Origin of the sequence: Cohnella hongkongensis (assembly GCF_042654645.1) — a bacterium.
Classification (GTDB): domain Bacteria; phylum Bacillota; class Bacilli; order Paenibacillales; family Paenibacillaceae; genus Cohnella; species Cohnella hongkongensis.
The window spans coordinates 178863-205607 of the sequence record NZ_JBHSEP010000004.1; the positions used below are offsets into that span (position 1 = coordinate 178863).

Genomic DNA, 26745 nt, shown 5'->3' on the forward strand with positions numbered 1-26745 from the left:
GGCAGGCCGACTCGGCCCCCGCGGTCCGCAGAAGGGAACGAATTTTCCCGGGCGGACTGCAGGGGCTTCGCCTTATTGCCCGCCTTCCATCCGGGCGATCTCCTTATGCACGATCGGCGCGACTCGAGTTCCGAGCAGCTCGATGGCGCGCAGCAGATCGCGGTGCGGGAGAGCGCCGAAGTCCACATGCAGGAAGAAGCGGGTCAATCCCAGGTTTTTGCGCAGCAGGACGATCTTCTCGGCCACGTATTCGGGATCGCCGACATACAGGGCGCCCCGCAGGCTGCGGGCGGCGTCGAACGCGGCGCGGTCGTAAGGCGGCCAGCCCCGTTCGCGTCCGATCGTATTCATCTGGGCCTGCGTGTGCGGGAAAAACTGTTCGGCGGCTTGCTCGGTCGTGTCGCTGATGAAGCCGTGCGAATGGGTGGCGATCTGAAGCCGGGCCGGATCGTGCCCGGCCTGCGCGGCGGCTTTCTTGTACAGCTCCACGAGCGGAGCGAACCTTTCGGGCATTCCGCCGATGATGGCGAAGACGACGGGAAGGCCGAGCGTTCCAGCCCGAACGGCCGACTCGGGATTGCCGCCCGTCGCGATCCATACCGGAAGCGGATCCTGAACCGAACGGGGGTAGACGCCGAGATTGCGGATCGCCGGGCGATGACCGCCGCGCCAGGTCACCTTCTCGGTCTTGCGGATTTGCAGCAGCAGCTCCAGCTTCTCCTCGAACAGCTCGTCGTAATGGTCGAGGCTATAGCCGAACAACGGGAACGATTCGATGAACGAGCCCCGGCCCGCCATGATCTCCGCCCGTCCGTCGGACAGTCCGTCCAGCGTAGAGAACGATTCGTACACGCGCACAGGATCGTCGGACGACAGGACGGTCACCGCGCTTGTCAGCCGAATCCGCTTCGTCCTGGTCGCGGCCGCAGCCAAGACGACGGCCGGAGCGGTGCCGGCGTAATCGGCCCGGTGATGCTCTCCGATTCCATAGACGTCCAGTCCGACCTGATCGGCCAGCACGATCTCCTCTACGGCGTTTCTCAGCCGTTCCGCATGGCTTACGGGAGTGCCCGCAGGCGAATGCGGCGACGCCTCCAGGAAGGTGCTGATTCCTATTTCCATTTTCTTTGTCGTATCGGCCATATCCGATTCGCCTCCTTTGATGTTTTCATTATACTATATTAAATATAGTTTCTCAATTATAGTTAGAAAAAGGCAGTCCCGCAGGTCAGCGCTCGCCAAATTGTCAAGAGAAGCCGGATTTGCTAAGGTAGAGGAAGGCAAGGCGTTTCACAGAATCGAACAACGATAGGGAGGCGGGACGGTTAATGAAAGCGCTTTTTATCGGAGGAACCGGGACGATCAGCTCCGCGATTACGCGGCAGCTGGCCGCACAAGGCAGCGAGCTGTACGTGCTGAACCGAGGCAACCGGAGCGAGAGGCTGCCGGAGGGCGTAAGAGCGATTCAAGCCGACATCAACGACGAGGAACGGGTGGCCGGGTTGATCGCGGATATGAAGTTCGATGTGGTGGCGGACTTTATCGCATTCGTGCCGAGCCAGCTCGAGAGAGACTATCGGCTGTTCTACGACAAGACGAAACAATTTATTTTCATCAGTTCCGCATCGGCTTACCAGACTCCTCTATCGGATTATCGCATTACCGAAGGAACGCCATTATCGAATCCTTGTTGGGAATATTCCCGGAACAAGATCGCTTGCGAGGAATACTTGATCAGGCAGTATCGGGAGCAGGGCTTCCCGATTACAATCGTCAGGCCGAGCCACACGTACGACGAGCGTTCCATCCCTCTCGGGGTGCACGGGCGGAAGGGAACGTGGCAGGTCGCCAAGCGCATGCTGGAAAATAAACCGGTCCTCATCCACGGGGACGGCACCTCGCTGTGGACGATGACGCACAACAGCGACTTTGCCAAAGGCTTTATCGGACTGATGGGCAACGCTCATGCGATCGGCGAAGCGGTACATATCACGTCGGACGAGACCGTTACCTGGAACCAGATTTACGAAGCGATCGCGGACGCTCTCGGCGTGAAGCTGAACGCGGTTTACGCGTCGTCGTCGTTTCTGGACGCTTGCAGCGAGGAGGACTACCGGGGCGGATTGCTTGGCGACAAGGCGAACTCGGTCGTATTCGACAACTCGAAGCTGAAGCGGCTCGTCCCCGGGTTCGTCGCGACGACCCGGTTCGATCAAGGGATCAAGCAGACGGTGGAGCATATTCTCGCTCATCCGGAGCTTCAGATTGAAGACCCGGAGTTCGACCTGTGGTGCGATAAGGTGATTCGCGTTCTGGGCGACGCGGTCAAGACGATCAGAAGCTGATGCCGGGACTTTACAGCCGTTTTCCTGGATGTGATATACTTTGATTATGACACACGATATGGAAATCACCAACATACAGCCGGATCAGGCGATGAGAATATGCGCGGAGTGCCGGACGCTCAAGCCGCTGACGGAGTTCGCCAGCCGCAGCGGCCGAAGACCGGGACAGAGAAGGCGGCGGGGAACGTGCAAGGCGTGCCGCCGCCAGGCGAGCCTCCCGGCAGAATCGGCGGAGGCGTCGGTCGCCGCTGTCCTGCCGGCGGAGGATGAGGCGGCCCCCAAGCCCAAGCGCCGCCGGAGAAGACGGAGGCGCAAGGCGAAGAAGCCGGTTCTGCCGCCGCCGGCCGCCGCCGAGACGGTCGCGGAAGCTGCGGCCGCTGTCGGCACATCGGGAGCGAAGCGGTCCGGCAGTCAGAAGGCCCGCAAGAAGTCTGCGGCTTCGAAGCCGGAGGCGCCGAAGATCGCGGCGGCCAGACCGAAGCTCGATCCGCACGACCCCGACGGTCTGCGCGCGACTCGTCAAGGCTTCATCCGCATGCGGGGCAAGACCGACAGCGGGCGTTCCTATTATCAGGAGATCGAGCCGGAGTTCGCCAAGACGCTCGTGCGCGAGCATGCGGCGTATGTCGTCAATCGCCATACGATACGCCGCATCCACAGCAATCGGGAGTTTCGCCGCCTCATTCTTACTCGCGACAACTATACGTGTCGCTTCTGCGGCCAGTACGGCGACACGATCGACCATCTGCTGCCGCGGGCCAAGGGAGGCCATACGACGCCGATGAACTGCGTCTGCGCCTGCAACGAATGCAATCAATCGAAGGCCGACCGCGACCTCGACGAATTCACCGAATCATTGGCCGGACGGCGCCAGCTGGAGCTTACGCGCTAGCGCCGCCTTGGCCGCCTGTCTGAGCGCCCTCCCAAGGGCGCTTTTTTAGCTCCGATCCGGAACGAGGAACGACACGGTCGTGCCCTCGCCGGGCCGGCTGCGGACGGTCAAGCCTTGCCCGTACAGCCGGGTCAGCCTCCGGTTCGTATTGGACAGACCGATTCCTCTTCCCCGATTCTCCCAAGCAAGCAGACGCGCGGCCTTGTCTTCGTTCATCCCGATTCCGTCGTCGGACACCTCGAACGATACGAAGCCGTCCCGACGGACGATGCGGATTCGTACGGTGCCTCCCTGAATCCGGCTGCGCACCCCGTGCCGAACCGCGTTCTCGACCAAGGGCTGGATCGTCAGCGGGGGGATCATCACATGCAAGTCGGGCTCGATCTCCCAGACGATGTTCAGCTTCTCCTCGAACCGTTCCTTCTCGATGTACAAATATGCGCGGACCAGCTCGAGCTCGTGATACAGCGCGACGAGCTTGCCCGAGTTCAGGAAGTCGAAGCTGATTCTCAAGTAAGAGGTGAAGGCGTCGCCGAGCTTGCGCATTCGAGTCGTATCTTCGTCGCTTAAAGCCATAATCGAGTTCAAGGCGTTAAACAGGAAGTGCGGATGGATCTGGGCTTGCAAATAGGCGGCTTCCAGCCTCAGACGTTCGCTGACCGATTGCTTCAGGGCGGTCAGCGCTCCGATCCGGTATTTCAGCACCGTCGCGTCTACCGGCTTGACGACGTAATCGTTGGCGCCGGACAGGAAGCCGGTCTGAACGTCCGCCGGACCGCTGCGAGCGGTCAGCAGCAGAACGGGCAGCTCCGACATCGAGAAGCTCTCGCGAATTTTCTGGGTCAGCTCGTAGCCGGACATGTGCGGCATCATGACGTCCGCCACGACCAGATCCCACGAATTCGAGGCGAGCAGCTCCAGCGCCTCCCGAGCCGACGTTGCCGTCGTCACGTGATACGGCTCGGACGACAGAATGCCGGTCAGCACCTTCAGGTTGACCGGATCGTCGTCCACGGCCAGAATGTTGGCCTTTCCGGCGTCGAAGGCGGTCAGCGCCTCCGCTGCGGAGAAGGAGCGTTCGTTGTCCGATGCAGCGACGAGAAGGGCCGCAGCGGCCTCCTCGTAGTCGGCCGGCGCTTCCTGCGGTCCGGTCTGCTCCGACGGCCCGGCAATCGGCAGCGCGAACCGGAATACGGAACCCTTGCCCGGCTCGGAAGTCACGGTCAATTCGCTGCCGTGAAGCTCGACCAGCTGCTTGCAGATGCTTAAGCCGAGACCGATGCCCCCGTCCTCGTTCATCCCCGCCCCGCCTTGCTCGTAGGGAAGAAACACCCGCTGCCTCGTTTCCTCGTCCATTCCGATTCCGGTGTCGCTGACGCGAATGACGATTTGCCCGCCCTGCGTTTCTGCCGACAGCGTGACGGTTCCCTCGTTCGTAAATTTCAAGGCGTTGTGCAGCAGGTTAAACAGAATCTGGACGAGCCGCTTCTCGTCGGCCATCGCCGGAGGAAGCTGATCGGAGATCTCGGTCTCTATCCGGACGGGCTTGCCCTCGGTCAAGAAACGAAGCATGGAAGCGACTCCGGAGGCGATCGAGGCGACGGACACCGGCGCTTTCCGCAGCGCTACGCGCTGCTCCTGCAGCCGGACGACGTCCAGCAGATCGTCGAGCAGATGGGACATCCGCCGGCCGACCGTAATCAGCAAATCCATGTCGGCAACGCTCCGTTCGTTCAGGGAGGGCTTCTCGCGCTCGACGACGGTTCTGGCGATATTCAGGATGCCGTGAAGCGGCGTCCGCAGCTCGTGCGAGGTGTTGGCGAGAAACTGATCCTTGAGCCTGTCGGCTTCCTTAAGCCGCTCGTTCAGCCTGGCGTTCTCCTCCGTATTCCTGAAGTAGCGCTTAAACCAGTAGGCCGAGAACGAGATGATCGCAGCGAGTACGTCTATCGGATAGTAGATGAAAGACGTATTCACAATACCCCATACGACGCTTGATATGACGGCGACGATCGCCATGAAGAGATAGACGACGTCGTTCTTGCGTTCAATCGCCATTCTGCCGATCAGCACGACAAAGCCGAGCAGCGGAGTCAGATAGAAGAAAGTAAACACTCTGGCTTTATACGCAAAGTAGATCGGCGAAGCGTCCGCTACCAATACGAAAAGAGTAAAGGCCGCCAGCGCTGCGAGATAGATTCGGTAGGCTGCGGACTTCTCCGTCCTTCCGGCGAAAGCTCTGCCCATCATGAGAATCAATGTCGACAGCCAGGTATACGAGAGCAGTCTTATTTTGAACGCCCACGTATAGTTCAGCGGGAGCCATTGCTGCATCAGCATGTCGTGAGCCGAGACCACCGTTATGCCGGCGGCGAACATCAGCAGCGCGAAGGTCAGCAGCGCTTTCTCCTTGCGGTTAAACAGGAACAGCATGCAGGCGTACAGACTATGGATGAGCAGCACGACGAACGTCACCAGCTGAAAGCCGATCGAGTACCAACGCTCCTTATCGACGGCGGCCAGAGAGCCGAAGCGGATCGGCTTGAACATTCCCCCGGTGAAAGGACGGTCGAAGTTGGCCGCTTGAACGAAAAGCTGGATTTCTCCTGAGCCGACTGTCTTATAGGCTATCGTATAGGTTCTGGAGTCGGGGATATACGCTTCCTTGCTGCTGGCGACTTGGCCGAATTCGCTCTCAACGCTGCCGTTAATCTCCACGCGGGAAGAGGTCGAGATTTCCTGGATCCAGAATCCGAGATCAAGCGCGGGATCCGGATCGATCAGGATGCGCAGCCGGTAAGTGCCGAAGCCGTAGGCGTACTTGGAGCCTTCCGGGAGATCGTCGATCCAGTTGCCCGGCACTTGAATGTAGCGGCGAGCGGTCTCGGGCTGCTCCGCTTCGTTCGCTAGATCGACCAAGGCGCCGGGGTAGAACGACCATTCGCCTTCCAGCGGAAAGGTGTGGCGGTTGTCGAAATTCCACCCCCGCAGGTCGAGCGTGCCTTGAACGGCGGCCGGATGCGGCGGAGTCTGGAAAATCTCGGACCAGAGCCATCGGAGTCCGATCAGGAAGGAGAGGAATAAGCCGACCGCTGCGGCTGTTTTTAGTAGTTTGGAAGAGTTTGTCGACATCATAGAGGATAAGCTTCGACATGTCCCCTTCATTTTCCTGTTCCTCAGAGCGACTTCCGCTTTTTACCTGCTCGGGGCCTGCATTTCTCGCGAAAAGAAGGTATAGTGGAAGCATGAACCGATAAGCGAACAGGGAGGCCAATATGTCGATATCGCTTGTGGTGCTGCAAGGGCCGAGCGCCTCCGGCAAAAGCACGATCCAATCGCGGCTCGGTCTGCCTCGGATCGTGACATGGACTTCGCGGGCGCCTCGCGAAGGGGAGAGCGAGGGGGTGGACTATTTCTTCAGGAGCCGGGCGGAGATGGAGCGTCTCTACGAACAGGGACAGATGGTGGAAATGACGGAATATCACGGCAACCTCTACGGAACGCCGCTGCAGCTGGTGGAGGACGTCGTGGGCGGGAGCCGGCCGCGATCGGTCATTCTGGACCGGGCGGGTGCGGGAAAGCTTCGCGAGCTGTATCGCGAGCGGACGCTGCTGATCGGAGTGAAGTCGGACAAAGAAGACTGCAGGAGGCGGCTGGAATCGAGGGGCCATGACCCGTCCGAGATCGCGGCCAGGCTGGGGTCCTTCGAGGCGGAGGTTGCGGCTTTGTCCGAATGCGACCTGATCTTGAACAACACCGACGGCAATCTGGAGAAAATCGATCTGCTGGCGGATTTCATTCGGGAAGGGCTGAAGACGAGAGATGACGCATCCTTATGATCCGATGACGCTTCAATACGTTCGCGAGCAGGTCGAAAGCGTGAAAAAGCTGGTCTTCCGGCTTCATCCGGGAGAGTCCAGCGAGCGGGAAAGAGACCCGTATGCGCGCGATTATGCGAGAATTCTGTATTCCGCCTCCTTCCGCAGACTGCAGGGAAAGATGCAGCTGCTCGGCGTTGACCAGCACCACTTTATCCGCAACCGGCTGACGCACAGCATGGAGGTGGCGCAGATCGCCCGCGGCATCGCCGCCGACATGGGGATCGGGGACACGTTTGTGGCCGAAGCGTGCGCGCTGGCCCACGATCTCGGCAACCCGCCGATCGGGCACCACGGCGAGACGGTGCTGAACGAGCTGGCCGGCGTGTTCGGGGGCTTCGAAGGGAACGCCCAGACGCTCCGCATTGTGCGCAGGCTGGAGAAGAAGCATCACGCGTACCGCGGCCTGAACCTGACCGTCCGGACGCAGCTGGGCGTCATCAAGTATTTCCGGCGCCAGGAAGGCGGCCGCAACAAGAAGTTCATCTATGATGACGACTACGAAGACGTGGCGGGCTTGCTGGAGGAGCGGGGCATCCCGTTGGACGAGGTGCGGACGATCGATATGCAGATTATGGATCTGGCCGACGAGATCGCCTACGCGGCTCACGATCTGGAGGATTGCCTCAGCCAAAATCTGTTTACGATCGACGATCTGCTGTACGAGTTTCATATTCACGACGAATACCGGGCGGCGTATGAGGAGCTCGACCGCATCGTCGGACGCTGCCGGGAGTTCGCCTACAAGGGCCGTCACTTCGGCTCGTCGGAGGAATACTCCTTCCTGTTCCGCAAGGAGCTGACTTCCGCGATCGTGAACCGGCTCATTCGGGACATTCACTACTCCGAGACGGAGCGGAGGCTGGACTACAAGGAGCACGGAAAGCTGGCCAGAGGACTGAAGAAGCTCGTGTTCCTTCTCATCATGCGGCGGCCCTCCGTCCAGCTATACGAGAAAAAGGGCGAGAAGGTGCTGCGCGGCTTGTTCCGGGTCTATGCCGACAAGCAGGCCAACGCCGATCTGAGGCTGCTGCCGCCGGAGTACCGGATGTTCGCCTCCGAAGCCGAGCGGCTGCGGAACGTGATCGATTTTATCTCGGGCATGATGGACCAATTCGCGATGCACGAATACGAGAAATATTACGGTGCAGGAGAATTAAACCGGCTTGTTCATACGGAGTAATCCCAAAAAGGAGGAAGCGGCGATGGAAAGGGAATTCGATGCGATCGTCGTAGGAGCGGGGCTGGCTGGCTTGGCCGCCGCCGCCGAGCTTGCCGACAAGGGGAGGAGGACGCTTCTGCTGGATCAGGAGCCGGAAGCGTCGCTCGGAGGGCAGGCGTGGTGGTCGTTCGGGGGTCTGTTCCTCGTAGACTCGCCGGAGCAGCGCCGGCTGGGCGTCAAGGATTCGAAGGAGCTGGCCTGGCAGGATTGGCTCGGCTCCGCGGGCTTCGACCGGGAGGAGGACCGATGGGGCCGGCAGTGGGCGGAGGCGTATATCGACTTCGCGGCCGGAGAGAAAAGAGCCTGGCTTCACGGCATGGGCGTGCGGTTCTTCCCGATCGTCGGCTGGGCCGAGCGGGGCGGTTATCTGGCCGAGGGACACGGCAATTCCGTTCCGAGATTTCATATCGTGTGGGGAACGGGACCGGCCGTCGTCGCCCCCTTCGAGCGCCGCGTCCGAGAGCATATGAACGGCGGACGGATCGTCTACCGGCCCCGTCATCGGGTGGACGGGCTCATTCGGCAGGCCGGCGCCGTCGCCGGTGTAAGCGGTTCCGTGTTGATCCCGAGCGAGGCGGCCAGAGGGGAGGCCAGCTCTCGGGAGATTGCGGGCTCGTTCGAGTATCGAGCCCAAGCGGTGCTGGTCACCAGCGGCGGAATCGGAGGCAATCCCGATCTCGTCCGGGCGAACTGGCCCGTTCGGCTCGGTCGTCCGCCCGAGCGAATGCTGTCCGGCGTTCCCGCTCATGTCGACGGCCGGATGCTTGGCATTGCCGAGGAGGCGGGAGGGTGCATCGTCAACCGCGACCGGATGTGGCACTATACGGAGGGTATCCGGAACTGGGACCCGATATGGCCCAGCCACGGCATTCGCATTCTCCCCGGCCCGTCCTCGCTGTGGCTGGACGCGACGGGGAAGCGGCTTCCGGCGCCGAACTTTCCCGGCTTCGATACGTTGGGAACGCTGGAGACGCTGAGGCGATCAGGGTACGACTATTCGTGGTTTCTCTTGACGCAGAAGATTATCGAGAAGGAGTTCGCGCTCTCCGGGTCGGAGCAAAACCCGGATCTGACCGGCAAGAGCGTGCGCCAGGTGCTGTCCAGGGTGCTTCCCGGTCCGACGGCTCCCGTTCAGGCGTTCATGGACAAGGGCGAGGACTTCGTCGTGGCCGACAGTCTGGCGGAGCTCGTCTCGGGGATGAACCGGCTGACGGGAGAGGAACTGCTCCGCTTCTCCGAGATCGAGCGGCAGGTTCTGGCCCGGGACAGGGAGATGGACAACGCCTTCACGAAAGACCTTCAGATTACCGCGCTGCGAGGCGCGCGCCACTACAAGGGCGACAAGTTCATTCGCGTGGCGCGTCCGCATAAGCTGCTCGACCCGAAGAACGGTCCGCTGATCGCCGTCCGGCTCCACATCGTCAGCCGCAAGACGCTCGGAGGCTTGCAGACGGATCTGTCCGGACGGGTGCTCGGCGCGGGCGGGGCGCCGGTGCCCGGCCTGTATGCCGCCGGGGAAGCCTCCGGTTTCGGGGGAGGCGGCATGCACGGGTATCGCGCACTGGAGGGGACTTTCCTCGGCGGCTGTCTCTTCTCGGGCCGGACGGCCGGACGCTCGGCCGCTGAGGCTATCGGATAAACCCGCACTTCCGGAAGGCTCGCCTTCCGGGCGGCCGCTAAGCTGAAGGAGGGCTCTTCGCCGGCAAGGGTCGGACAGGGGACGTCTCCGGTTGAACAGCCGGAACCCCAAAGCGAAGCGGCTGTCCGGAGACGGCTTACCGGCCCTTCAGAAACGGCTCCGGCGTCGAGGCGGAGCGGCTGAAGGCGTGGGGACACGAGCTGGAGTTGGTGCGTTCCTGGGACGGCGTGATGGGCCAGGCGCAGGGAATCGTCATCGTCGAGGACGGCGTTCTCAGCGGGGCTGCCGATCCGAGGGGCGACGGTCTGGCGATCGGACGTTAGCTTCGCGCCGAGCGCGTCCCCGTCTAAAACCGGTCCTTGTCGGACGCTCCGTCGGCTAGGCGAGCCGGGATCGGCGCCGGCCGACAAGAAAAAAGCAAGCCGCTGCGGCCTGCTTCTCCCGAATCGAGATTTATTCGCTTTCGTCCTGGCGCTCGGCGATCTGTCCGTCCGAGTCGTTCTGCCGCTCGAATGCTTCGGCGGCCTCCTCGGCGGAAAATTCGACGTCGTCTTCGCCGGGGACGGGCATTCTGTTGAGCGGGGTCGTCTGGACGTCCGCCTTCGATGCGCGATTGTCGGTCAAGATGAACACTCTCCTTTTTTCGGAATCCAACCCAAAGATTAGCTTGCTCCGAGATCACCCCTCTTATTCCGCAGCTCTTGCTCCGTTCCTCTCATTGCGCTGCTGGAGCTTCGTCGCAACCCGGCCTAAGCCTGCGGCTTCGCGCGGGGCCGCCCGGGCTGCGGCCCTCTTTTCCGGTGTTGCGCGATCGGGACGGCCCGGCGGTCTCCGGTTAATTCGCTTGTGCGGCTCCGTTGACATTCCGATAACTTCCGACTGATACGATAGGGGCAAATCGTATGGAGGTGCTTGGGATGGCGGAGGTTCGTTTGGCTCTGTTTACGGATACTTACGCACCGGAGATGAACGGGGTGGCGAAGACGCTGGAGCGATGGACGGCCTATTTGCGGGAGCGCGGAGTCGAGTGCCAAGTATTCGCTCCTTCCCGTCCGAGAGGGGAGAAGCAAGCGCCGGATATGGCCGAGCGGCTCAGGAGCATCCGGTTTTTCCTGTACCCGGAGCTGCGCCTGGCCGTTCCCCAGATGGCTGGAGCCGAGAGCAAGCTGCTCGACTTCAAGCCGACGGTCGTCCACGTCGCGACGCCTTTCGGCGTCGGAGTGACGGGCAGACAGCTGGCGTTGAAGCACGGCATCCCCCTCGTCGCCTCGCACCATACCCATTACGTGAGGTACTTGCCTTACTACAATCTCCAATGGCTCAGCAAAGCAACATGGAAATATATGAACTGGTTTCATCGGCCCTGCAGCCGGATCTACGTGCCTTCGCCTTCCGTACTGGAGGAATGCCGAGCCGACGGATGGGAAGGGCTGGAGATCTGGAGCCGGGGCGTCGATACGTCGCTGTTCCGGCCGGAGCCCGACCGGGAGGCGCTGAGGGAAGAGCTGCAGCTGCCCCGAAGGCGGTTCGCCGTGCTCTATGCCGGGCGGCTGGCTCCGGAGAAGCAGCCGGAGGTGGCGGTAGAGGCGGTGCATCGGTTCGTTCACGACACAGGTGCGGACGCCGAGCTTCTGATCGCCGGAGACGGGCCTTCCGCCGAGAGCGTGCGGGCGCTGGCCGATCGTCTGGAGGTGCCGGCCCGGTTTCTCGGTGCGCTGCCGCAGCCCGAGCTAAGACGCGTCATGGCGGGCTCGGACGCGTTCCTTTTTCCGTCCGCTACCGAGACGTTCGGCAACGTCGTACAGGAAGCGATGGCATGCGGCCTTCCCGTCATCGGGGCCGCCGGAGGAGCGGTTCCGGATCATATCCGCCACGGCGACAACGGCTTGCTCTGTCCGCCGGGAGACGCGGACGCCTTCGCGGCGGCGCTCTCCCGGCTGCATGGCGATGCGGCGCTTAGAGCGATATTGTCGGCGGTAGGGCCGAGGGAGGCCGCGCTTCGGTCGTGGGACGGCGTGTTCGGACGTCTCCTCTCCGATATTCGTCGAGTGTGCGTCTCCTCTGCCGGCGAAGCCGTCGCGGGAGGGGTTGGGCGGTGAGCTTAGCCGTATTCGGGGCGGGATACGTCGGTCTGGTGACCGGCGTCTGCCTGGCCAGTACGGGTCCTTGGCGGAGCATATCGCTTTCGCGCAGAATCCGGGCGACGCCTTGCGCGGCGCCCATGCCGCGGCGATCGTCACGGACTGGGACGAATACCGGCGGCTGAACTGGGCGGAGGTCAAGGACAGGATGGAGACGCCGGTGCTGCTGGACGGAAGGAACATGCTCGATCGGGCGGAGATGCGCCGTCTCGGCTTCGCGTTCATGGCGGTCGGCCGTTAGCTCCCCATTTGACCCTGATTATGGTAGGATGGACGATAAGAGCGACGCCGACAGTGCAGACGGTCGGATCGGCGTCACTGACAACGGAAAGACGATGGGGAGAGCGGGGATGAAGAAGCTGGTGCTGGCCGCTGTCGCGCTTGTTTTGATCGGAGCGGGCTTTTACGTCTACACCGAAATCGAAGGATATCCATGGAAGCGTGCGCAAATCAAGAAGGACGCGGTCCGGTATATGCAAGAGAAATACGGAATGGATGCGCGAGTGACGAAGAGCTCTTTCAACTTCAAGTTCGATACGTATATGGCGAAGGTGTATGACGTTCGGGACGAGGAACGGCGGACCATTCAGGTCGAGAGGCTGCCTTACAGGAACGAGGAGGGCGGAGGCCGGGGGGAGCGTCTGGAGGACAACTACGCGGTGGTGTACTGGGAGCGCCGGACGGAGGAGCGTCTTCGCGAAGCTTTTCCGCAGATCTACGAATACGAAGGCCTTCGCAAAATTGCAGTGACCTCCGTCCATGAGACGTTTCCTCTGGGAGAGGGCGTCGGTCCGGAGAAGGACGAGAGCGGCGTCGCGATTCCCCGTCAACCGGGTCATTCGGCCAGCTGGAATATCGGCCTGGTCTCGGAGGATATTCCCGAGCCTTTTTTGGAGCTGCTGCTGGACGCCGTTCGCAGAATGAAGGAGCTCGATCTGGAGGTCGAGCTGTTCGTGACGACCTTGCCGCGGAAGGCGGAAGCCGAAAATCGCCAAGAGAGAACGAAATATATCCAGTTGGAGCACGAGGATCTCGGACGAATTCACGGCGTTGAGGATCTGAGAGAGGCGATCCAGGAGTTCTAGTGCCGGCGAGCCGGCCGGATGCGCAAGTCTGTCACAAAATCCCGTTCCGGATTGTCGTTATTCATAAACTGTTGAAACGCGGAACGGAGGACTGCAGATGACCATCGCCCTGGCTTACGAGCAGCATCGGCCGATGCTGTTCGGGCTCGCTTATCGGATGCTCGGCATCGTTGCCGACGCGGAAGACGTTGTACAGGACGTGTTTGCCCAATATATGCAGACGGATGCGGGAGAGATTGCGAACGAAAAGGCGTATTTGGCGAAAATGACCGCCAATCGCTGCATTAATCTGCTCAAGTCGTCGAGACGCAGGAGAGAAACCTATGTCGGGGAGTGGCTGCCCGAGCCGCTGCCCGCCGGAGAGCGGGACATCGATCCCGCAGAGCGCCGCGAAAGCATCGGCTACGCGTATCTCGTGCTGCTCCAAAGGCTGACCCCCCTCGAGAGAGCGGTCTACGTGCTGAAGGAAGCGCTCGGGTTCGAATATGCCGACGTCTCAAGAATGCTGGAGCGCACCGAGACGAGCTGCCGGAAGACGCTCAGCAGAGCCAAGGCGAAGATCGGCGACGCGGCGGCGGCTCAGCCGGCCGGGGGGAGGGAAGACGCGAAGGAGCGTTTCATCGACACGTTCCTTCGCGCTTCGGATACAGGCAATTTCCGTCCGCTGCTCGCCCTGCTGCTCGATGACGTCGTCCTGGTGTCCGACGGCGGGGGGAAGGCCCGGGCGGCGATTCGCCCGATATTCGGGATCAAGCGGGTGCTGGCCTTCTTCGAGGGTTTGGCGGCCAAGGGCTCCTTCAGGGAGGGTTTCGAGCGGATGGACTTGAACGGAGAGCCCGGTCTGGCGCTTCGCAACGAGGAGGGAGTCGTCACGAAGGTGATGTGCGCGGAGTGGGAGCCGGGAGGCTCCCGTATTCGCCGTCTCTATATCGTCGTAAATCCGGACAAGCTGACGCGAGTTATTTGAAGGAAAGCGCCCCGGGGTACAGCCCCGTGGACACGCCGATCCGGTTCCACGAGTTGATCGTGTTGATCGCCATGATCAGATCGACGAACGCCTTCTCGTCGTAGTGCTCCCGCACGCGCTCGTACACCTCGCGGGGCACGCCCGCTTCGGACAGCTTCGTGACGCACTCGGTCAATTCCAAAGCGGAGCGCTCTTCGGGGGTGAAGTGCGGCACCTCGCGCCATGCGGTCAACAGCATGATCTTCTCCGCGCTTTCGCCCATGCTCAGCAAGTCCTTGGCGTGCATATCGATGCAGAACGAGCAGTTGTTGATCTGCGAGGCGCGCAGTTTAATCCATTCGTACAGCTTGCGGTCGAGACCGCTGTTTTGGATAAACTGCTCCAAACCGAGCATCGCTTTGTAAGCTTCCGGGTTGGCGCTGTGAGGGTTCATTCTAAGCTCCATTTCGAATCTCTCCTTGCGTTTTTTTCTACGGCTGACCTATTGACTTCCATCAAATGACTGGAGTCTCTCGGAGGATGAACGGACTGCCGGGCCGTTAGAGGCAGTCATCCGCTCCGAATCGTTCCCCTGGGAAGACCCTTCCACTGGGTGTGCGCTGATGTGCGTTAATGGGTCAAACGTAGTTTTTTTTGCTTGCACAAATAAGACAACGAGAGAGGCGAAGTTGTGACTTCGACCTCGAGATTTCGATTGCGGACGCAGGCATCGGGACTTCGACCTCGGGGAGGACCAGCTTCGGCAGACCAGGCCGGGAATCGTTCCGCCGCTTCCGGAAGGGAGATGGCGAAGATTGTCGAATAGGTAAAACAACAGGGAAAATACGACGCGGACGAATTCTCCGACAATGGCTGGTATGAGGATGAGGCAGGGGTCTCGGCTAGCCGGATCGGCATCCCCGTTCGAGGAGGGCACTTCATGGCGAACCGTTCCGTAACCGGAGAGAGAAGGCTTCAGCCGCTGCTCCATACCAAGCTGACCGCCCCCCCGCTGACGCCGCAGCTGACCGATCGGAGGCGGCTGACCAGTAAGCTGGAGCGATGGAGGAACGCGCCGCTGACGCTCATCAGCGCTCCCGCCGGCTTCGGGAAGACGACGCTGGCTTGCGAGTGGCTGGCCGCCAGCGGCATCGATTACGGCTGGGTTTCGTTGGACGAGACGGATAACGAGGGAGGACGCTTCTGGGCTTACGTCTGTGCAGCGATCGACCGGGCGCGCCCCGGCTTCCTGGACCGCACGGCGCATCTGCCGCCGCTGCTGCATACGCCCGAACCGGAGCAGCTTCTGACTCTAATCTTGAACGAGCTAAGCCGGCTGGAAGATCGGTTTGCGCTTGTGCTGGACGATTTTCACGTCATCCGGGAGAAGCGACTGCTGCGGGGCTTCGCTTATTTCGCAGAATATTTGCCGCCTTCCGTCAGGCTGATCGTCATCAGCCGAACGGAGCCCGGCTTTGCTATAGCCAGAATGGAGGCGCGGGACGTCGCCGTTCGTCTGAACGAAGGCGACCTGCGGCTGACGGCCGAGGAAGGGAATCGGCTGCTCCGGGGTGCGGGACTGGAGCTGAGGGACGAAGAGGCCGAGCTGCTGCTGGCCCGTACGGAAGGATGGATGACCGGTCTGAAGCTGGCCATCGGCGCGCTCGAGAACGAGACGGACCGGACGTCTTATGTTCGGCGGTTCGCGGGAGACGCTCGCCATGTGCGCCAATACTTGCTCGAGGAGGTCTACTCGAATCTGTCCGCAGAGATGAGAACGTTCCTGCTCCGCTGTTCGCTGTTGAACCGATGGTGCCTCTCTCTCTGCAGGGCAGTGTCCGGCTTCGAGGACGCGGCGGAAAAAATCGGCGAGCTGGAGCGGCTTCGCTTGTTCGTCGTGCCGCTCGACGCCTATGGCGAATGGTTCCGTCTGCATCATCTGTTTTCGGAGTTTCTGCGCGACCGGGCGGAACGGGAGGCCGTTCTTCTTCCGGAGCGATATGCGGCGGCCGGAGACTGGTGCAGGGAGAAGGGGCTGAAGGAGGAGGCGGTCGAGTATTACCTGCTCGGAGGCTGCAGCCTTCAGGCTGTAGAGGTGCTGGAGGAGATGACCGCTCAAGTCGTCGACTGGGGCTGGGCCAATCTCCAAAAGCGGCTGTCCGTCATCCCGCTCGAGGTGCTGATCGAGCATCCCGTTCTCTATTTCTCTTACGCGAATTCTCTCGTTGCCGAGGATGCGGGAGACCCTCAACAAGGGCAGGCGCTGCTCGAGGCGGCCGACGCCTGGTTCTCCCGGACCTCCGATTCGATGAGCGAGGAGGAGCGCAACCGGTTTATGGCGCTGTCTCACTATGTCTGGGGGACGCTGATGGTGTTCGGACGGCATGATCTGGTCGAGGCCCGGAGACATTACGAGCTGGCTTCGCGGCGCATGCCGGCCGGCGTCGGCCTGATTTTCGGCTTCCCTGAAAAGCCGCTGCAGGCTTCCAACGTCAGAACCTACCGCATCGGCAAGGGACACGCTTCCCGCGAGATTGCGGAGCCATACACGCTGCAGCTGGCGGAGCTGTTCCGGTCGGTCAATCCGGTGTTTCTGGGCAAATTGTTTCTGAATCACGCGGAGGTGCTCTACCTCTGGAACGATCTGGAGGCTGCGGAGCGTTACGCCGAAGAAGCTCGGCGATGGATCGAAAAGGACCCCGCGCGTCCGGAATTTGATTTCATCCCCTTGTGGAGCCTGGACGCCCGGATCAGAGCAGCCCAAGGCCATCTGCAGGAAGCCTTCGACATACTGGAGGGCGGAAGGCGCCGAATACGGGCGATGGGCTTCCCTCGAGGAGCGGATCTGCTGGAGATGGAAACGGCGCGCATGAGTCTGGTCCATCGCGGCGATCCGGCGCCGCTGCTGGCATGGATGGAGGGCGTCAGCTTAAAGCACGGAGACCTCGTGTCGGTGTACGAGCTGTACGATTATATTTTGTACGCCAGAGGCTTGGCAATCTCCGGCAAGCACGGCGAGGCCTCGCTGCTGCTGGAGCGTCTTCGCACGCTCAGCGAGCGGGAGCTGCGGCCGATCGACGGAGCGGAGATTCTCGGGATTCACGCCGAGCTTCTGTTCAAGCAGAGGGAGCGCCGGCTCGCCCTGCTGCGCCTGGAGGAAGCCGCCGCATTGTGCGAAGAGAACGGCTTCGTTCGCATTCTGATGGATGAGGGAGAGACGGTAAAGCTTCTGCTCGGCGAGCTGGCCTTGGCCAAGCAGCGCGGCCGCTACCGGGGGAGAAACGCGGCGACGCTCGGCTTCGTTCGCTCCATACTGGCGGGTATGGATGCGACGGCTGCGGCAGGCGCGGAGACGGACCCGCTCTCCGCTTTGCTGACCGCAAGGGAGATGGACGTTTATCAAGGGCTGCTGGATAACTTGAACGGGAGGCAGATCGCTGAGCGGTTGAAGATGGGCTACGAGACGGTAAAAACGCACAGAAGCCGGATTTACAGCAAGCTTGGCGTCAGCAATCGGGACGAGGCGGTCCGGCGCGCGGCGGAGCTGGACGGGATTCGCCCGGGCGAATAGCGGGCGAGGGTCAGCATCCCCCTTCCGGGGGATTCTTTGGCGAGAGAGATCTTTTACAATGGAGATTAGGGCTGCGCAGGGACGAGTCCCGTCGCAAGCCAAAGGAGAGGGCCGCCTCAAGGCGGCAAGCGGGGCATCGGCATTCACCGTAGGAAGACCAGATGGACTCGGCAAGGAGGACGCATATGAAGAATCGGCTGATCAAGAAATGGGTATCTAGCATGCTTGCGGTGCTGGTGCTGGCCGGAGCGCTGCCCTTCGTGCCCCGGGCAAGCGCCGACGATTCGGCGAACATCGCGCCGACGGACCGGTATTGGTTGGAGACCGCTAGGGGTCTGACGAAGCTGGGCAACAGCACGGACGTGCTGCTGAGGACGAGCGACGGGGGATACGTGCTGGCAGGCTCCAACGGCATCATGGGTCTGAACGCGAGCCTGGAGGAGGTGTGGTTCTATGCCTATTCGCTGTCGGACCCGGATTTCGTCTCGATCTCGAACCTGACGGAGACGACCGGAGGCTACGGGTTCGCGGGCACCTATTACAGAGACTCCGGAGCGGAAGCCTATTACGGCTTAATTCGCAAGAGCAATCATACGTTGGCATGGGAGCGGAAGGAGCCCGGCGGCGTTGCGAGCAAAGCCGTGGCGCTTCTGGAAGCGGCCGGGGGAGGATATGTCGTTCCGTTCACCGTTCGTACGGTAGCGGGGGGCAGTATTGACATCGGTCTTAAGCGGTTGGACGCTTCAGGGAACCTCCTAAGCGAAGTTTCGGTCAACACGGGCGCGTCGGGAGAGTACATGATTTACGATGCCGTGCCTTCAGCCGATGGCGCTCTTGTGATCGCCGGCAATACAACGGTCGGCATGAACGCATTAGAACGTCAGAGCTACGTTGCGAAGCTCAACCCCGATACCGGAAATATAGTCTGGCAGCAAACCTACAGAGTGGGCGGAGCGACCAGCGAAGTTCTGCTACGCATTCTTCCGCTGGACGGCGGAGACTACCTGATCACGGGGAACAGCGGCCAAAGTCTGATGCTGCTCCGGATTGCGGAGAGCGGGGCTTCTGAGTGGAGCAGAACCTATTCGGTTCCGAGCGCCTATACGATCGGCAACTCTCTTGCCGAGACGAGAGACGGCGGGTACGTCGTATCGGCGACCTCCGGCAATACGAACAGAGGGGATTTATGGAAGTTCGACGCAGACGGCCGTCTGCAGTGGCGGGTGTCCCGAGCCAACCAGCCCTTCAAGGGCGTGTACCAGCTGGGAAGCGCCGATCGTTACGATTACTTGGCGCTCGACTCCGGAGGAGGGCTGGAGAGGGTTATCGCCAGCCCGCCGTCCGGATTGACGCTTGACGATGCGGCGAATACGATCACGGGATGGGAAGGATCGATGCAGTACTCGCTGAATGGCGGAGCTTATGCCGACGTCGATCCGCTGAATCCGCCGATCTTCGCGGGAAGCGCGTCCGTGACCGTCAGGTATAAGGAGAACTTGTCCGCGGGCTTCGAGACAAGCGAGCCGACGAAGCCGTTCGTATTTACGCCTAATCCGGTCGAAGCCGTCGCTCCGATCGCCGACCTGGAAGTGCCGTACGGCACGGAGCTGTCCGACATCGGCTTGCCGGCGCAAGCGAATGCGACGGTGCTTGGCCTCGGCATCGCGCCATTCGATGTCGATTGGGACGGGGGCACGCCGGCCTATAACGGCGCGGCGGAGGGCACCTACGAGTTCGTAGGGACGCTGCAGCTGCCGTCCGAGCTGGCGAATCCGAACCATCTGACCGCATCGGTGAAGGTGAGGGTTGCCGCCGAGCAGCAGGAACCGGAGCCGAGTCCAAGTCCGAGTCCTGAACCAAGCCCAGAACCAAGCCCGAGCCCAAGTCCCGGGCCCGAAGAGCCGGTCTTGACCGGCATTGAGACCGACCTCGCCTCCTATCGCCTGAGGGTAGGGGATACCCATGCCACCGTCGTCCAGGCGGTCTATGCCGACGGGGACAGGTCGGCGATTGCCGCCGACAAGATCGTCTTCTCATCCAGCCGCCCGGAGATCGCGACTGTCAACTCGGCTGGTCTCGTCACGGGCGTTCAGCCGGGGACATCCGTCATCTCCGCAGCTTACGGCGGATTCTCCGCACAAGTCGCCGTCGAAGTTTGGAGACCTTCGTCCGGCGGCGGCGGATCTGTGGCTCCTGCTCCTACCTCCCCATCGGGAGATAGGGTAACGGCGAGCTGCGGCTCGGGGACGTGCTTGGCGCAATATGGAGACGAGCTGATTCTGGAGCTTCCGGAAGGCGCCGCGGACGGACCGTTTACGGTGACGATCGACCGGGTCGAGCTGGCTTCGGGAATCGTTCCGGATTCGATGCGAATGCTCAGCTCGGCCTTCGAGCTGCTGAAGAGCTTTGAAGACCGCTTCAAGCGCCCGGTTGTGCTGAAGCTTCGCTTCGATCCCGATCAGATCGGCGAGGGAAGAAGAGCGGCTTTATTCTATTACGATGAAGCGGGCAAAAGCTGGGTGGAAGTGAAAGGCAAGGCGGAAAGCGAGATGTTCGTTGCCGAGGTCGATCACTTCACGAAGTTCGCCGTCTTCTCGGTTGCGCGGGAAGCCGTGCCGACACCAGAGAGCCCGGGAGCTAAACCGGAGACGGCCTTCGCGGATACCGCAGGTCATTGGGCGGAAGGAGCCATTCGCCAAGCGGCTCTAGCGGGAGTCGTGATTGGGGATGCGAACGGCAGGTTCCATCCCGATCGGCACGTGACGCGAGCGGAGTTCGCGGCGATGCTGATGCGGGCCGTGAAACCGGGGCAGAACGGAAACCAAGCCGCAGCGGACTTTGCCGATGCGGATCGGATTCCCGCTTGGGCGCAGGATTCCGTCGCCGCGGCTGCGTCCTCCGGCATTCTAAGCGGGTATGCCGACGGCGCCTTCCGTCCGAATCAGGCGATTACGCGCGCCGAGATTGCCGTTCTGGTCGTCCGCGCGCTCGGCCTGCCGACCGACGGCGACACCTCGCCAGGCTATGTCGACGAGGCGGACATCCCGGCTTGGGCGAAGGGTGCGATATCGGTCGCAGCGAACGAGGGACTCGTTCAGGGGATCAGCGGCAACCGCTTCGCTCCCGGCCTGAAGGCCACCCGCGCGGAAGCGGCGGCTTTGCTCGTTCGTTTGCTAGACAGACTGTCCGACACCGATCTTCTGCGCTGAATCGTCCACGAAGAACGGTAGTCTACTCAACTCATTTCCGGTTGAACGAGCGTGGTCTCGTTCAACCGTTTTTTTGTGTGCTCCAGAGAGTATAAAATTCGCTACACTTTTTTGAATCGCCTCCGACAAAAACGCGATTTTGCGTCTAGAGGACGCCGAAGGCGTTTTTGCTTATCCCCCTTTCTTGTTACATACGTGCCAGCTATACCAAGAAAATAGAGTTAGATCGACAGCATGGATCCAGGTTTTTGCTGTCAGAAGTCGTCAACTCTCGTTTTATTTGTCCTTTGATTTTAATTGTTCAACAATGCCATTAATGTCTTCCTTCATCTTTTTGAGATCACGATCTACTGATCTCTTAAATTCGGATTTGTTAATCGCACTATGCACGATATAGTTCGAAAGTCTAACTAAAACAACAACAATAATAAGCAGAATAAGCAGTATAAGCAAAATACCGCTAAATCCCCATCCGTGCATCGCTCTTCCACCCCTTTGTTAAATTAAATAAGAATGGGGTATTCCAAATGTTGATGATAGATGACATGATCGGAAGTCGCCGCAATTTTACCATATTTGGAGAGATTATTCTGTACGAGGAGGAATCATGAAGTTTGACGAAGAATAGGTTTATATGACCAATTACTACAAAATTCTACCGTAATTGTGTATTAGGAACTAGGCGCCAAGTTGTGAAGGTGTGAGGAGTGGAAAGGAGCGTCTCTTTTGGCTTACATTGCTCATATTCGCGAGGCCGATCAGGCTGTCCAGACGGTTAAGGAGCACCTTCTTGAAGTCAAAGAATTAGCAGAGAGGTATGGAGTCAAGATTGGGGTTAAACATATTGCCGGTCTGGCCGGAATGCTTCACGATCTGGGAAAATATGCGAACGCCTTTCAAACCTATATTCGAGAAGCCGCGTTAAATCCGAACGGGTCCCCAAGAAGAGGAGAAGTGGATCATTCGACAGCGGGCGGCAAACTGGTGTACGACTTGTTCAAAAAGATCAGAAGCTCGAAGTACAAAGAAATTCTGGCAGAAATCGTTGGCAATGCAATCATCTCGCACCATTCCTACCTTCACGACTTTCTAGGTCCGGAGGCGACATCCGACTACCTTCGCCGCGTGAAAGACAAGGAAATCGAGGAATATGAGCTGGCTAAGAGAATCTTCTTCGAGGAGGTAATGGATGAGCAGAGCTTTCAGGAATACGCGAGATTGGCGGCTAGCGAATTGCAAGCGTTTCTGACCCCTCCCTCTCCCGATAACGGGGCCAAGCTGATGTTTCTGACGAAGTACATTTTCAGCGCGTTAATCGATGCCGATCGGACGAACACCAGAGCTTTCGAAAATTGCGGGGCGGAGAGCCGGGAGCCTGAGAGTGACGAGCTGTTCGCAGACTACTACGAGAAACTGATGCGTAAAATCGAGAGCTTGCAAGCGGTCAGCCAAACAGAGCGGACTTCTCCGATTAACGAGCTGCGACAAGAAATGTCGGAGATGTGCGAAAGGTTTGCAGCCAGGCCGTCCGGCGTCTATACGCTGTCAATCCCGACAGGCGGAGGCAAAACGCTAGCCAGCTTGCGATATGCGCTTAAGCACGCTCTAGCCTACGAGAAAAAGCGAATCTTTTACATCGTTCCTTTCACAACCATCATCGAGCAAAACGCGAATGAGGTTCGAGTCATCGTCAAGGACGACGGGAATCTGCTTGAGCATCACTCGAACGTGGTGGACGATGCGGAGGATAACGACGAACGGGAGGACGGGACGCTCTCCGCCCGGCAGAAGCTCAAGCTAGCCAAGGACAATTGGGATTCTCCAATTGTGTTTACGACGATGGTGCAGTTTCTGAATACGTTCTACGCACGAGGAAGCCGCTATATCAGAAGGCTGCACAATTTGAGCGAAGCGGTCATCGTTTTCGACGAGGTGCAGAAGGTTCCGGTTCATTGTCTATCTCTGTTCAACCGGGCGCTCAATTTTCTGAAGGGCAATGCCCGTTCCAGCCTGATTCTCTGTACGGCGACCCAGCCGGAGCTGGGCTTCGTCAAACAAAGGCTTGCCATCGATTCGGATGCGGAAATGATCGCCAATCTGCCTCGAGTCATCGATGCTTTCAAAAGGGTGGAGATTCACGATCGCGCGACCCAAGAGGCACTATCAACGGAGGGACTGACGGAGTTTGTCGGAGAGCGGCTTGAACAGGCGCGCAGCATTCTTGTCATCCTAAACACGAAAGCCGTCGTCAAAAGCTTATACGATCGGCTGTCGGGGGGAGGGGTTCCGGTCTATCATTTGAGCACCTCGATGTGTGCGGCGCATCGCAGCGCCATATTAGAGCAGGTCAAGGTCCATCTGCAAAATAAAGAGAAAGTGATTTGCATCAGCACGCAGCTCATAGAAGCGGGCGTCGATATCAGCTTCGAATGCGTGGTGCGTTCCTTGGCTGGGCTGGACTCGATCGCTCAGGCTGCTGGGCGTTGCAATCGGCATGGCGAGCGGCAGGACGGACAGCTTGGCCAGGTCTATCTGATCGATCACGCCGAGGAGAACCTGAATCGGCTGCGAGAGATCAAGGTAGGCAAGCAGATTGCGAGGCGTATGCTTCTCGTCCTGAAGCGGGAGAGCGGCGCATACGGCGGCCATCTTCTATCCATGGAAGCGATGGAGGAGTATTTTAAAGAGTTTTACACCGAATTCGCATCCAGTCTGGACTATGACATCAAGAAGCTCGGACTCACGATGACGCAATTGCTGATGACGAGTACCAAGGGCAGCCCGTACTACCGGGAATACGTGGATTGGACGAAGGGGCCTTTGCGCCTGGGCCTTACCCATAGCCATCGGACCGCGGCGGAGCACTTTAACGTCATCGAGAATTTGACGACTTCGGCGATCGTTCCTTACGGAAGAGGCGAGGAGATCATTGCCGAGCTGACGGGCGGAGGGACGATCGATAATCTGTCGCAGTTGTTGCGAGAAGCGCAGCAGTATACGGTGAATCTGTTCCGCTATCAGTGCGATTTGCTTACGAGCAATAACGGGTGGGTCAAGCTGCTGGACGGGAAGGTTTTTGCGTTGAAGGAAAAGGCGTATAACAAGGAGTTCGGCGTGGACATTGAAAACGATAGCGGCAGCAGCCTGCATATGTGGTAATGAAAGGAGGTGGAAAAATGAGGAATGCGATCGAGTTTACCGTCTATGGCCATTACGCTCTCTTCACCGATCCTTTGACGAAATTGGGAGGAGAGAAGCTTTCCTACCAAGTGCCGACCTACCAGGCGCTCAAAGGGATTGTAGAGTCTATTTACTGGAAACCGACCCTCATTATGTACATCGACAAAGTGAAAGTGATGAAAGCCATCCGAATGGAATCGAAGGGGATTAGGCCGTTGGAGTACGGGGGCGGCAATACGCTGGCCAACTATACGTATTTGAAAGACGTGCGCTATAACGTGCGGGCGTATTTCGAATTTAACCCCCACCGGCCCGATCTGGCTCATGACCACAACGAACACAAGCATCACAACATTCTGCAACGAGCGCTGCGTGCCGGAGGCAGGCGGGACATTTTCCTCGGGACCCGGGAATGCCAAGCTTATGTCGAGCCCTGCCCCTTCGACGAAGGCGAAAGCTTCTATGACGATTACGGAGACATTCATATGGGGACGATGGTGCACGGCATCAACTATCCGGACGAGACGGGGCGCAATCAGATGGAGGTGCGGTTGTGGAATCCGGTCATGAAAAACGGCGTGATCTCCTTTATACGCCCAGAGCAGTGCGAGTTGGTGCGATCAGTGAAGGAAATGGAGCCGAAGCGTTTTGATCCATCCCAGATCCAGTTGGCGGACGAACTGCTTGAACAACTGGAGGAAAGGAGGCCGTCATGAGCTGGCTGCTGAATTTGTATGACACATACGAAGCCAACCGGGAATTCGTGGGAGAAGTCGAAAAAAAACATAACGGTCAGGAGTTCACCTTGCTGCCGATCTGCCATACGACCCAGAATGCTCATATTGAAGTTGAAATTACGGAAGACGGCGAGTTTCTGTCCGCGTTCGTCGTTGACAAGAACGACGTGAGCACGTTGATTCCATGTACGGAGAGCTCGGCCAGCCGTTCCGGCCTGGCGGTGGCGCCTTATCCGCTGCACGACAAGCTGAGCTACGTCGCCGGAGATTATGCTGCTTACGGAGGCGAAATCAAGACCGGGGAACTGCCCTTTGCCGTCTACATTCGAGAGCTGGAGAAATGGGCCGAATCCGCGCATGCCCACCCCAAGGTCAAGAGCATCTACAACTATTTGAGCAAGGGGCAACTCATTCAGGATCTGGTTCGCCATAAGGTGCTTTGCGTCGATGCCGATCAGCGGCTGGTGGACAGATGGGACAAGAAGGTTGAAGACTTATACCCCGTTAAGCCGGAAATCTTCTCCGTCGTGCCTGGCGATCAGACGAGCGCCTTCGTCCGGTTTAACGTTCACGCTCCGGGCAAGCACCTAGTCAAGGTGTGGAAGGACCCGGAAGTGTATGAATCCTTTATCCGTTACTATAGCGAGCAACTGGGCGATATCGATTATTGTTACGTGACGGGAAGACGACTTCCCGCGACGGAGAGACACGCTAACAAGATCAGACATTCGGGAGATAAAGCCAAGCTGATCTCGAATAACGACAGCAGCGGCTTTACGTTCCGCGGTCGGTTTAATGTAGGCAAAGAGGCCGCGACGATCAGCTACGAGGTATCGCAGAAGGCGCATAACGCGCTGAAGTGGCTGATCAACCGTCAGGCCAAAATGGTCGATCAACGCGTGTTTCTCGTATGGGGCAACGACGAAGTAGACATTCCTGCGCCCGACGACGATTCGTACGATCTGGACGTCGGCATGCCGGGCGAAGAGAACGAGCGCTATGCCTATACCCGGAAAGCGGTTGCCGAAGAGGTTTCCAAGGCGATCGACGGCTATCGGAACCGATTGAAGGCGATCGTCTCCGACAGGGATACCCGCGTGAACATTCTGGTGCTGGACTCGGCCACGACCGGTCGGATGGGCGTATTATACTATCGCAATATGAACAAAGAACTTTACCTCGACCGGCTCGTCCGCTGGCATTCGACCTGTGTCTGGCTCCACCGCTACCGCAAAAACGAACAGGGCGAGCTCGTGCAATTTTACGGCGCTCCGGCTACGAAGGATATCGCTTTCGCCGCCTATGGTCCCCGAGCGGGAGAGAAGGTCGTCAAAGGGCTGATGGAACGCATGCTGCCATGCATCGTCGACGGAAGATCCGTTCCGAGAGACATTGTGGACAGCGCCCGCCAGCGGGCATCGAATCCTTCCGGCCTGGAGCGATGGGAATGGGAGAAGACGCTGAGCATCGCCTGCGCCTTGATTAACGAGAAGGAGGAATTAGACATGGCTTTGGATGAGCAAAACAACCAACGCGATTACCTGTTCGGACGCCTGTTGGCGATTGCCGACGTGCTGGAGCGCAACGCTCTGGGACCGGACGAACAGCGTGCAACCAATGCGATTCGGTACATGAACGCCTTCTCCAGACATCCGGAAAGAACATGGAAAACGATCCAGGCGTGCTTACAGCCATACCAGGCCAAACTGGGAGCCAAGGCAACCTACTGGTCTAAGATGATCGACGATGTCGGCTCACGGATCGCCATTGAAGATTTCAACAACAAGCCGCTTTCCGGCCTATACTTGCTCGGATTTTACAGCCAGAGACACGAGCTATACCGGAAAAAAGAGCAAGCGAAAGACGACGCGCCGGAAAATACCAATTAAAGGGGAGAACG

The 26745-nt window shown here is 59.5% G+C and carries 18 protein-coding genes; 14 read left to right on the plus strand and 4 right to left on the minus strand.

Annotated features, from left to right (window positions below):
• Nucleotides 1–72: 72 nt before the first annotated feature.
• Nucleotides 73–1143 carry an LLM class flavin-dependent oxidoreductase gene (locus ACFO3S_RS08145; protein WP_378094225.1) on the minus strand — a complete coding sequence of 357 codons (1071 nt, stop codon included), beginning with the start codon at nucleotides 1141–1143 and terminating at the stop codon, nucleotides 73–75.
• Nucleotides 1144–1328: 185 nt separating this feature from the next.
• Between ACFO3S_RS08145 and ACFO3S_RS08150 the strand changes: the two genes are divergently transcribed.
• On the plus strand, nucleotides 1329–2345 hold the full coding sequence (locus ACFO3S_RS08150) for an SDR family oxidoreductase (RefSeq protein ID WP_378094227.1): 1017 nt from the start codon (nucleotides 1329–1331) through the stop codon (nucleotides 2343–2345).
• Between the two features lie 46 nt (nucleotides 2346–2391).
• Complete coding sequence (locus ACFO3S_RS08155; RefSeq protein ID WP_378094531.1) at nucleotides 2392–3237, plus strand: HNH endonuclease; 846 nt, start codon at nucleotides 2392–2394, stop codon at nucleotides 3235–3237.
• Between the two features lie 45 nt (nucleotides 3238–3282).
• On the opposite strand, the gene ACFO3S_RS08160 is transcribed toward ACFO3S_RS08155, so the two are convergent.
• Entirely contained in the window at nucleotides 3283–6372 is a 3090-nt protein-coding gene (locus tag ACFO3S_RS08160; RefSeq protein ID WP_378094229.1) for a hybrid sensor histidine kinase/response regulator, read from the minus strand.
• 140 nt (nucleotides 6373–6512) lie between these two features.
• On the opposite strand from ACFO3S_RS08160, the gene ACFO3S_RS08165 reads away from it, so the two are divergent.
• Genes ACFO3S_RS08165 through ACFO3S_RS08175 form a run of 3 tightly spaced genes read left to right on the plus strand, consistent with a single transcriptional unit; the run spans nucleotide 6513 to nucleotide 9976 of the window.
• Complete coding sequence (locus ACFO3S_RS08165; protein ID WP_378094231.1) at nucleotides 6513–7076, plus strand: guanylate kinase; 564 nt, start codon at nucleotides 6513–6515, stop codon at nucleotides 7074–7076.
• The gene (locus ACFO3S_RS08170; RefSeq protein ID WP_378094233.1) at nucleotides 7060–8298 is read left to right on the plus strand and encodes a deoxyguanosinetriphosphate triphosphohydrolase family protein; all 1239 of its coding nucleotides are present in this window, start codon (nucleotides 7060–7062) and stop codon (nucleotides 8296–8298) included. The genes ACFO3S_RS08165 and ACFO3S_RS08170 overlap by 17 nt, the downstream gene beginning before the upstream one ends.
• 22 nt (nucleotides 8299–8320) lie before the next feature.
• Nucleotides 8321–9976: an FAD-binding dehydrogenase gene (locus ACFO3S_RS08175; protein ID WP_378094235.1), complete on the plus strand. Its 1656-nt coding sequence runs from the start codon at nucleotides 8321–8323 to the stop codon at nucleotides 9974–9976.
• A gap of 453 nt (nucleotides 9977–10429) precedes the next feature.
• Here the strand turns inward: ACFO3S_RS08175 and ACFO3S_RS08180 are convergent, their stop codons facing one another.
• The gene (locus tag ACFO3S_RS08180; RefSeq protein WP_378094237.1) at nucleotides 10430–10600 is read right to left on the minus strand and encodes a hypothetical protein; all 171 of its coding nucleotides are present in this window, start codon (nucleotides 10598–10600) and stop codon (nucleotides 10430–10432) included.
• A 293-nt stretch (nucleotides 10601–10893) separates the two neighbouring features.
• Between ACFO3S_RS08180 and ACFO3S_RS08185 the strand changes: the two genes are divergently transcribed.
• The 4 genes from ACFO3S_RS08185 (at nucleotide 10894) to sigJ (ending at nucleotide 14169) form a co-directional block, all read left to right on the plus strand.
• On the plus strand, nucleotides 10894–12075 hold the full coding sequence (locus tag ACFO3S_RS08185; RefSeq protein ID WP_378094239.1) for a glycosyltransferase family 4 protein: 1182 nt from the start codon (nucleotides 10894–10896) through the stop codon (nucleotides 12073–12075).
• A gap of 67 nt (nucleotides 12076–12142) precedes the next feature.
• Nucleotides 12143–12358: a UDP binding domain-containing protein gene (locus ACFO3S_RS08190; protein ID WP_378094242.1), complete on the plus strand. Its 216-nt coding sequence runs from the start codon at nucleotides 12143–12145 to the stop codon at nucleotides 12356–12358.
• A 109-nt stretch (nucleotides 12359–12467) separates the two neighbouring features.
• Nucleotides 12468–13202, plus strand: coding sequence for a YfjL-like protein (locus ACFO3S_RS08195; protein ID WP_378094244.1), 735 nt, complete (start codon nucleotides 12468–12470; stop codon nucleotides 13200–13202).
• 97 nt (nucleotides 13203–13299) lie between these two features.
• The gene (gene sigJ, locus ACFO3S_RS08200) at nucleotides 13300–14169 is read left to right on the plus strand and encodes an RNA polymerase sigma factor SigJ (protein WP_378094246.1); all 870 of its coding nucleotides are present in this window, start codon (nucleotides 13300–13302) and stop codon (nucleotides 14167–14169) included.
• Here sigJ and ACFO3S_RS08205 read toward each other — a convergent pair.
• On the minus strand, nucleotides 14162–14614 hold the full coding sequence (locus ACFO3S_RS08205; protein WP_378094248.1) for a carboxymuconolactone decarboxylase family protein: 453 nt from the start codon (nucleotides 14612–14614) through the stop codon (nucleotides 14162–14164). The two genes, sigJ and ACFO3S_RS08205, sit on opposite strands and share 8 nt — an antisense overlap.
• 474 nt (nucleotides 14615–15088) lie before the next feature.
• On the opposite strand from ACFO3S_RS08205, the gene ACFO3S_RS08210 reads away from it, so the two are divergent.
• The 5 genes from ACFO3S_RS08210 to cas8c all read left to right on the plus strand — a co-directional run bounded on the left by ACFO3S_RS08210 (nucleotide 15089) and on the right by cas8c (nucleotide 26734).
• On the plus strand, nucleotides 15089–17719 hold the full coding sequence (locus ACFO3S_RS08210) for a winged helix-turn-helix domain-containing protein (RefSeq protein ID WP_378094250.1): 2631 nt from the start codon (nucleotides 15089–15091) through the stop codon (nucleotides 17717–17719).
• Between the two features lie 185 nt (nucleotides 17720–17904).
• Entirely contained in the window at nucleotides 17905–20928 is a 3024-nt protein-coding gene (locus ACFO3S_RS08215) for an S-layer homology domain-containing protein (RefSeq protein WP_378094252.1), read from the plus strand.
• A gap of 726 nt (nucleotides 20929–21654) precedes the next feature.
• The gene (gene cas3, locus ACFO3S_RS08220) at nucleotides 21655–24087 is read left to right on the plus strand and encodes a CRISPR-associated helicase Cas3' (protein ID WP_378094254.1); all 2433 of its coding nucleotides are present in this window, start codon (nucleotides 21655–21657) and stop codon (nucleotides 24085–24087) included.
• 17 nt (nucleotides 24088–24104) lie between these two features.
• Nucleotides 24105–24824, plus strand: coding sequence for a type I-C CRISPR-associated protein Cas5c (gene cas5c / locus ACFO3S_RS08225; protein ID WP_378094256.1), 720 nt, complete (start codon nucleotides 24105–24107; stop codon nucleotides 24822–24824).
• Nucleotides 24821–26734 (plus strand): type I-C CRISPR-associated protein Cas8c/Csd1, encoded by a 1914-nt coding sequence (cas8c, locus tag ACFO3S_RS08230; RefSeq protein ID WP_378094258.1) that lies wholly within the window; start codon nucleotides 24821–24823, stop codon nucleotides 26732–26734. Before cas5c ends, cas8c begins: the two co-directional genes overlap by 4 nt.
• The last annotated feature ends 11 nt before the right edge of the window (nucleotides 26735–26745 follow it).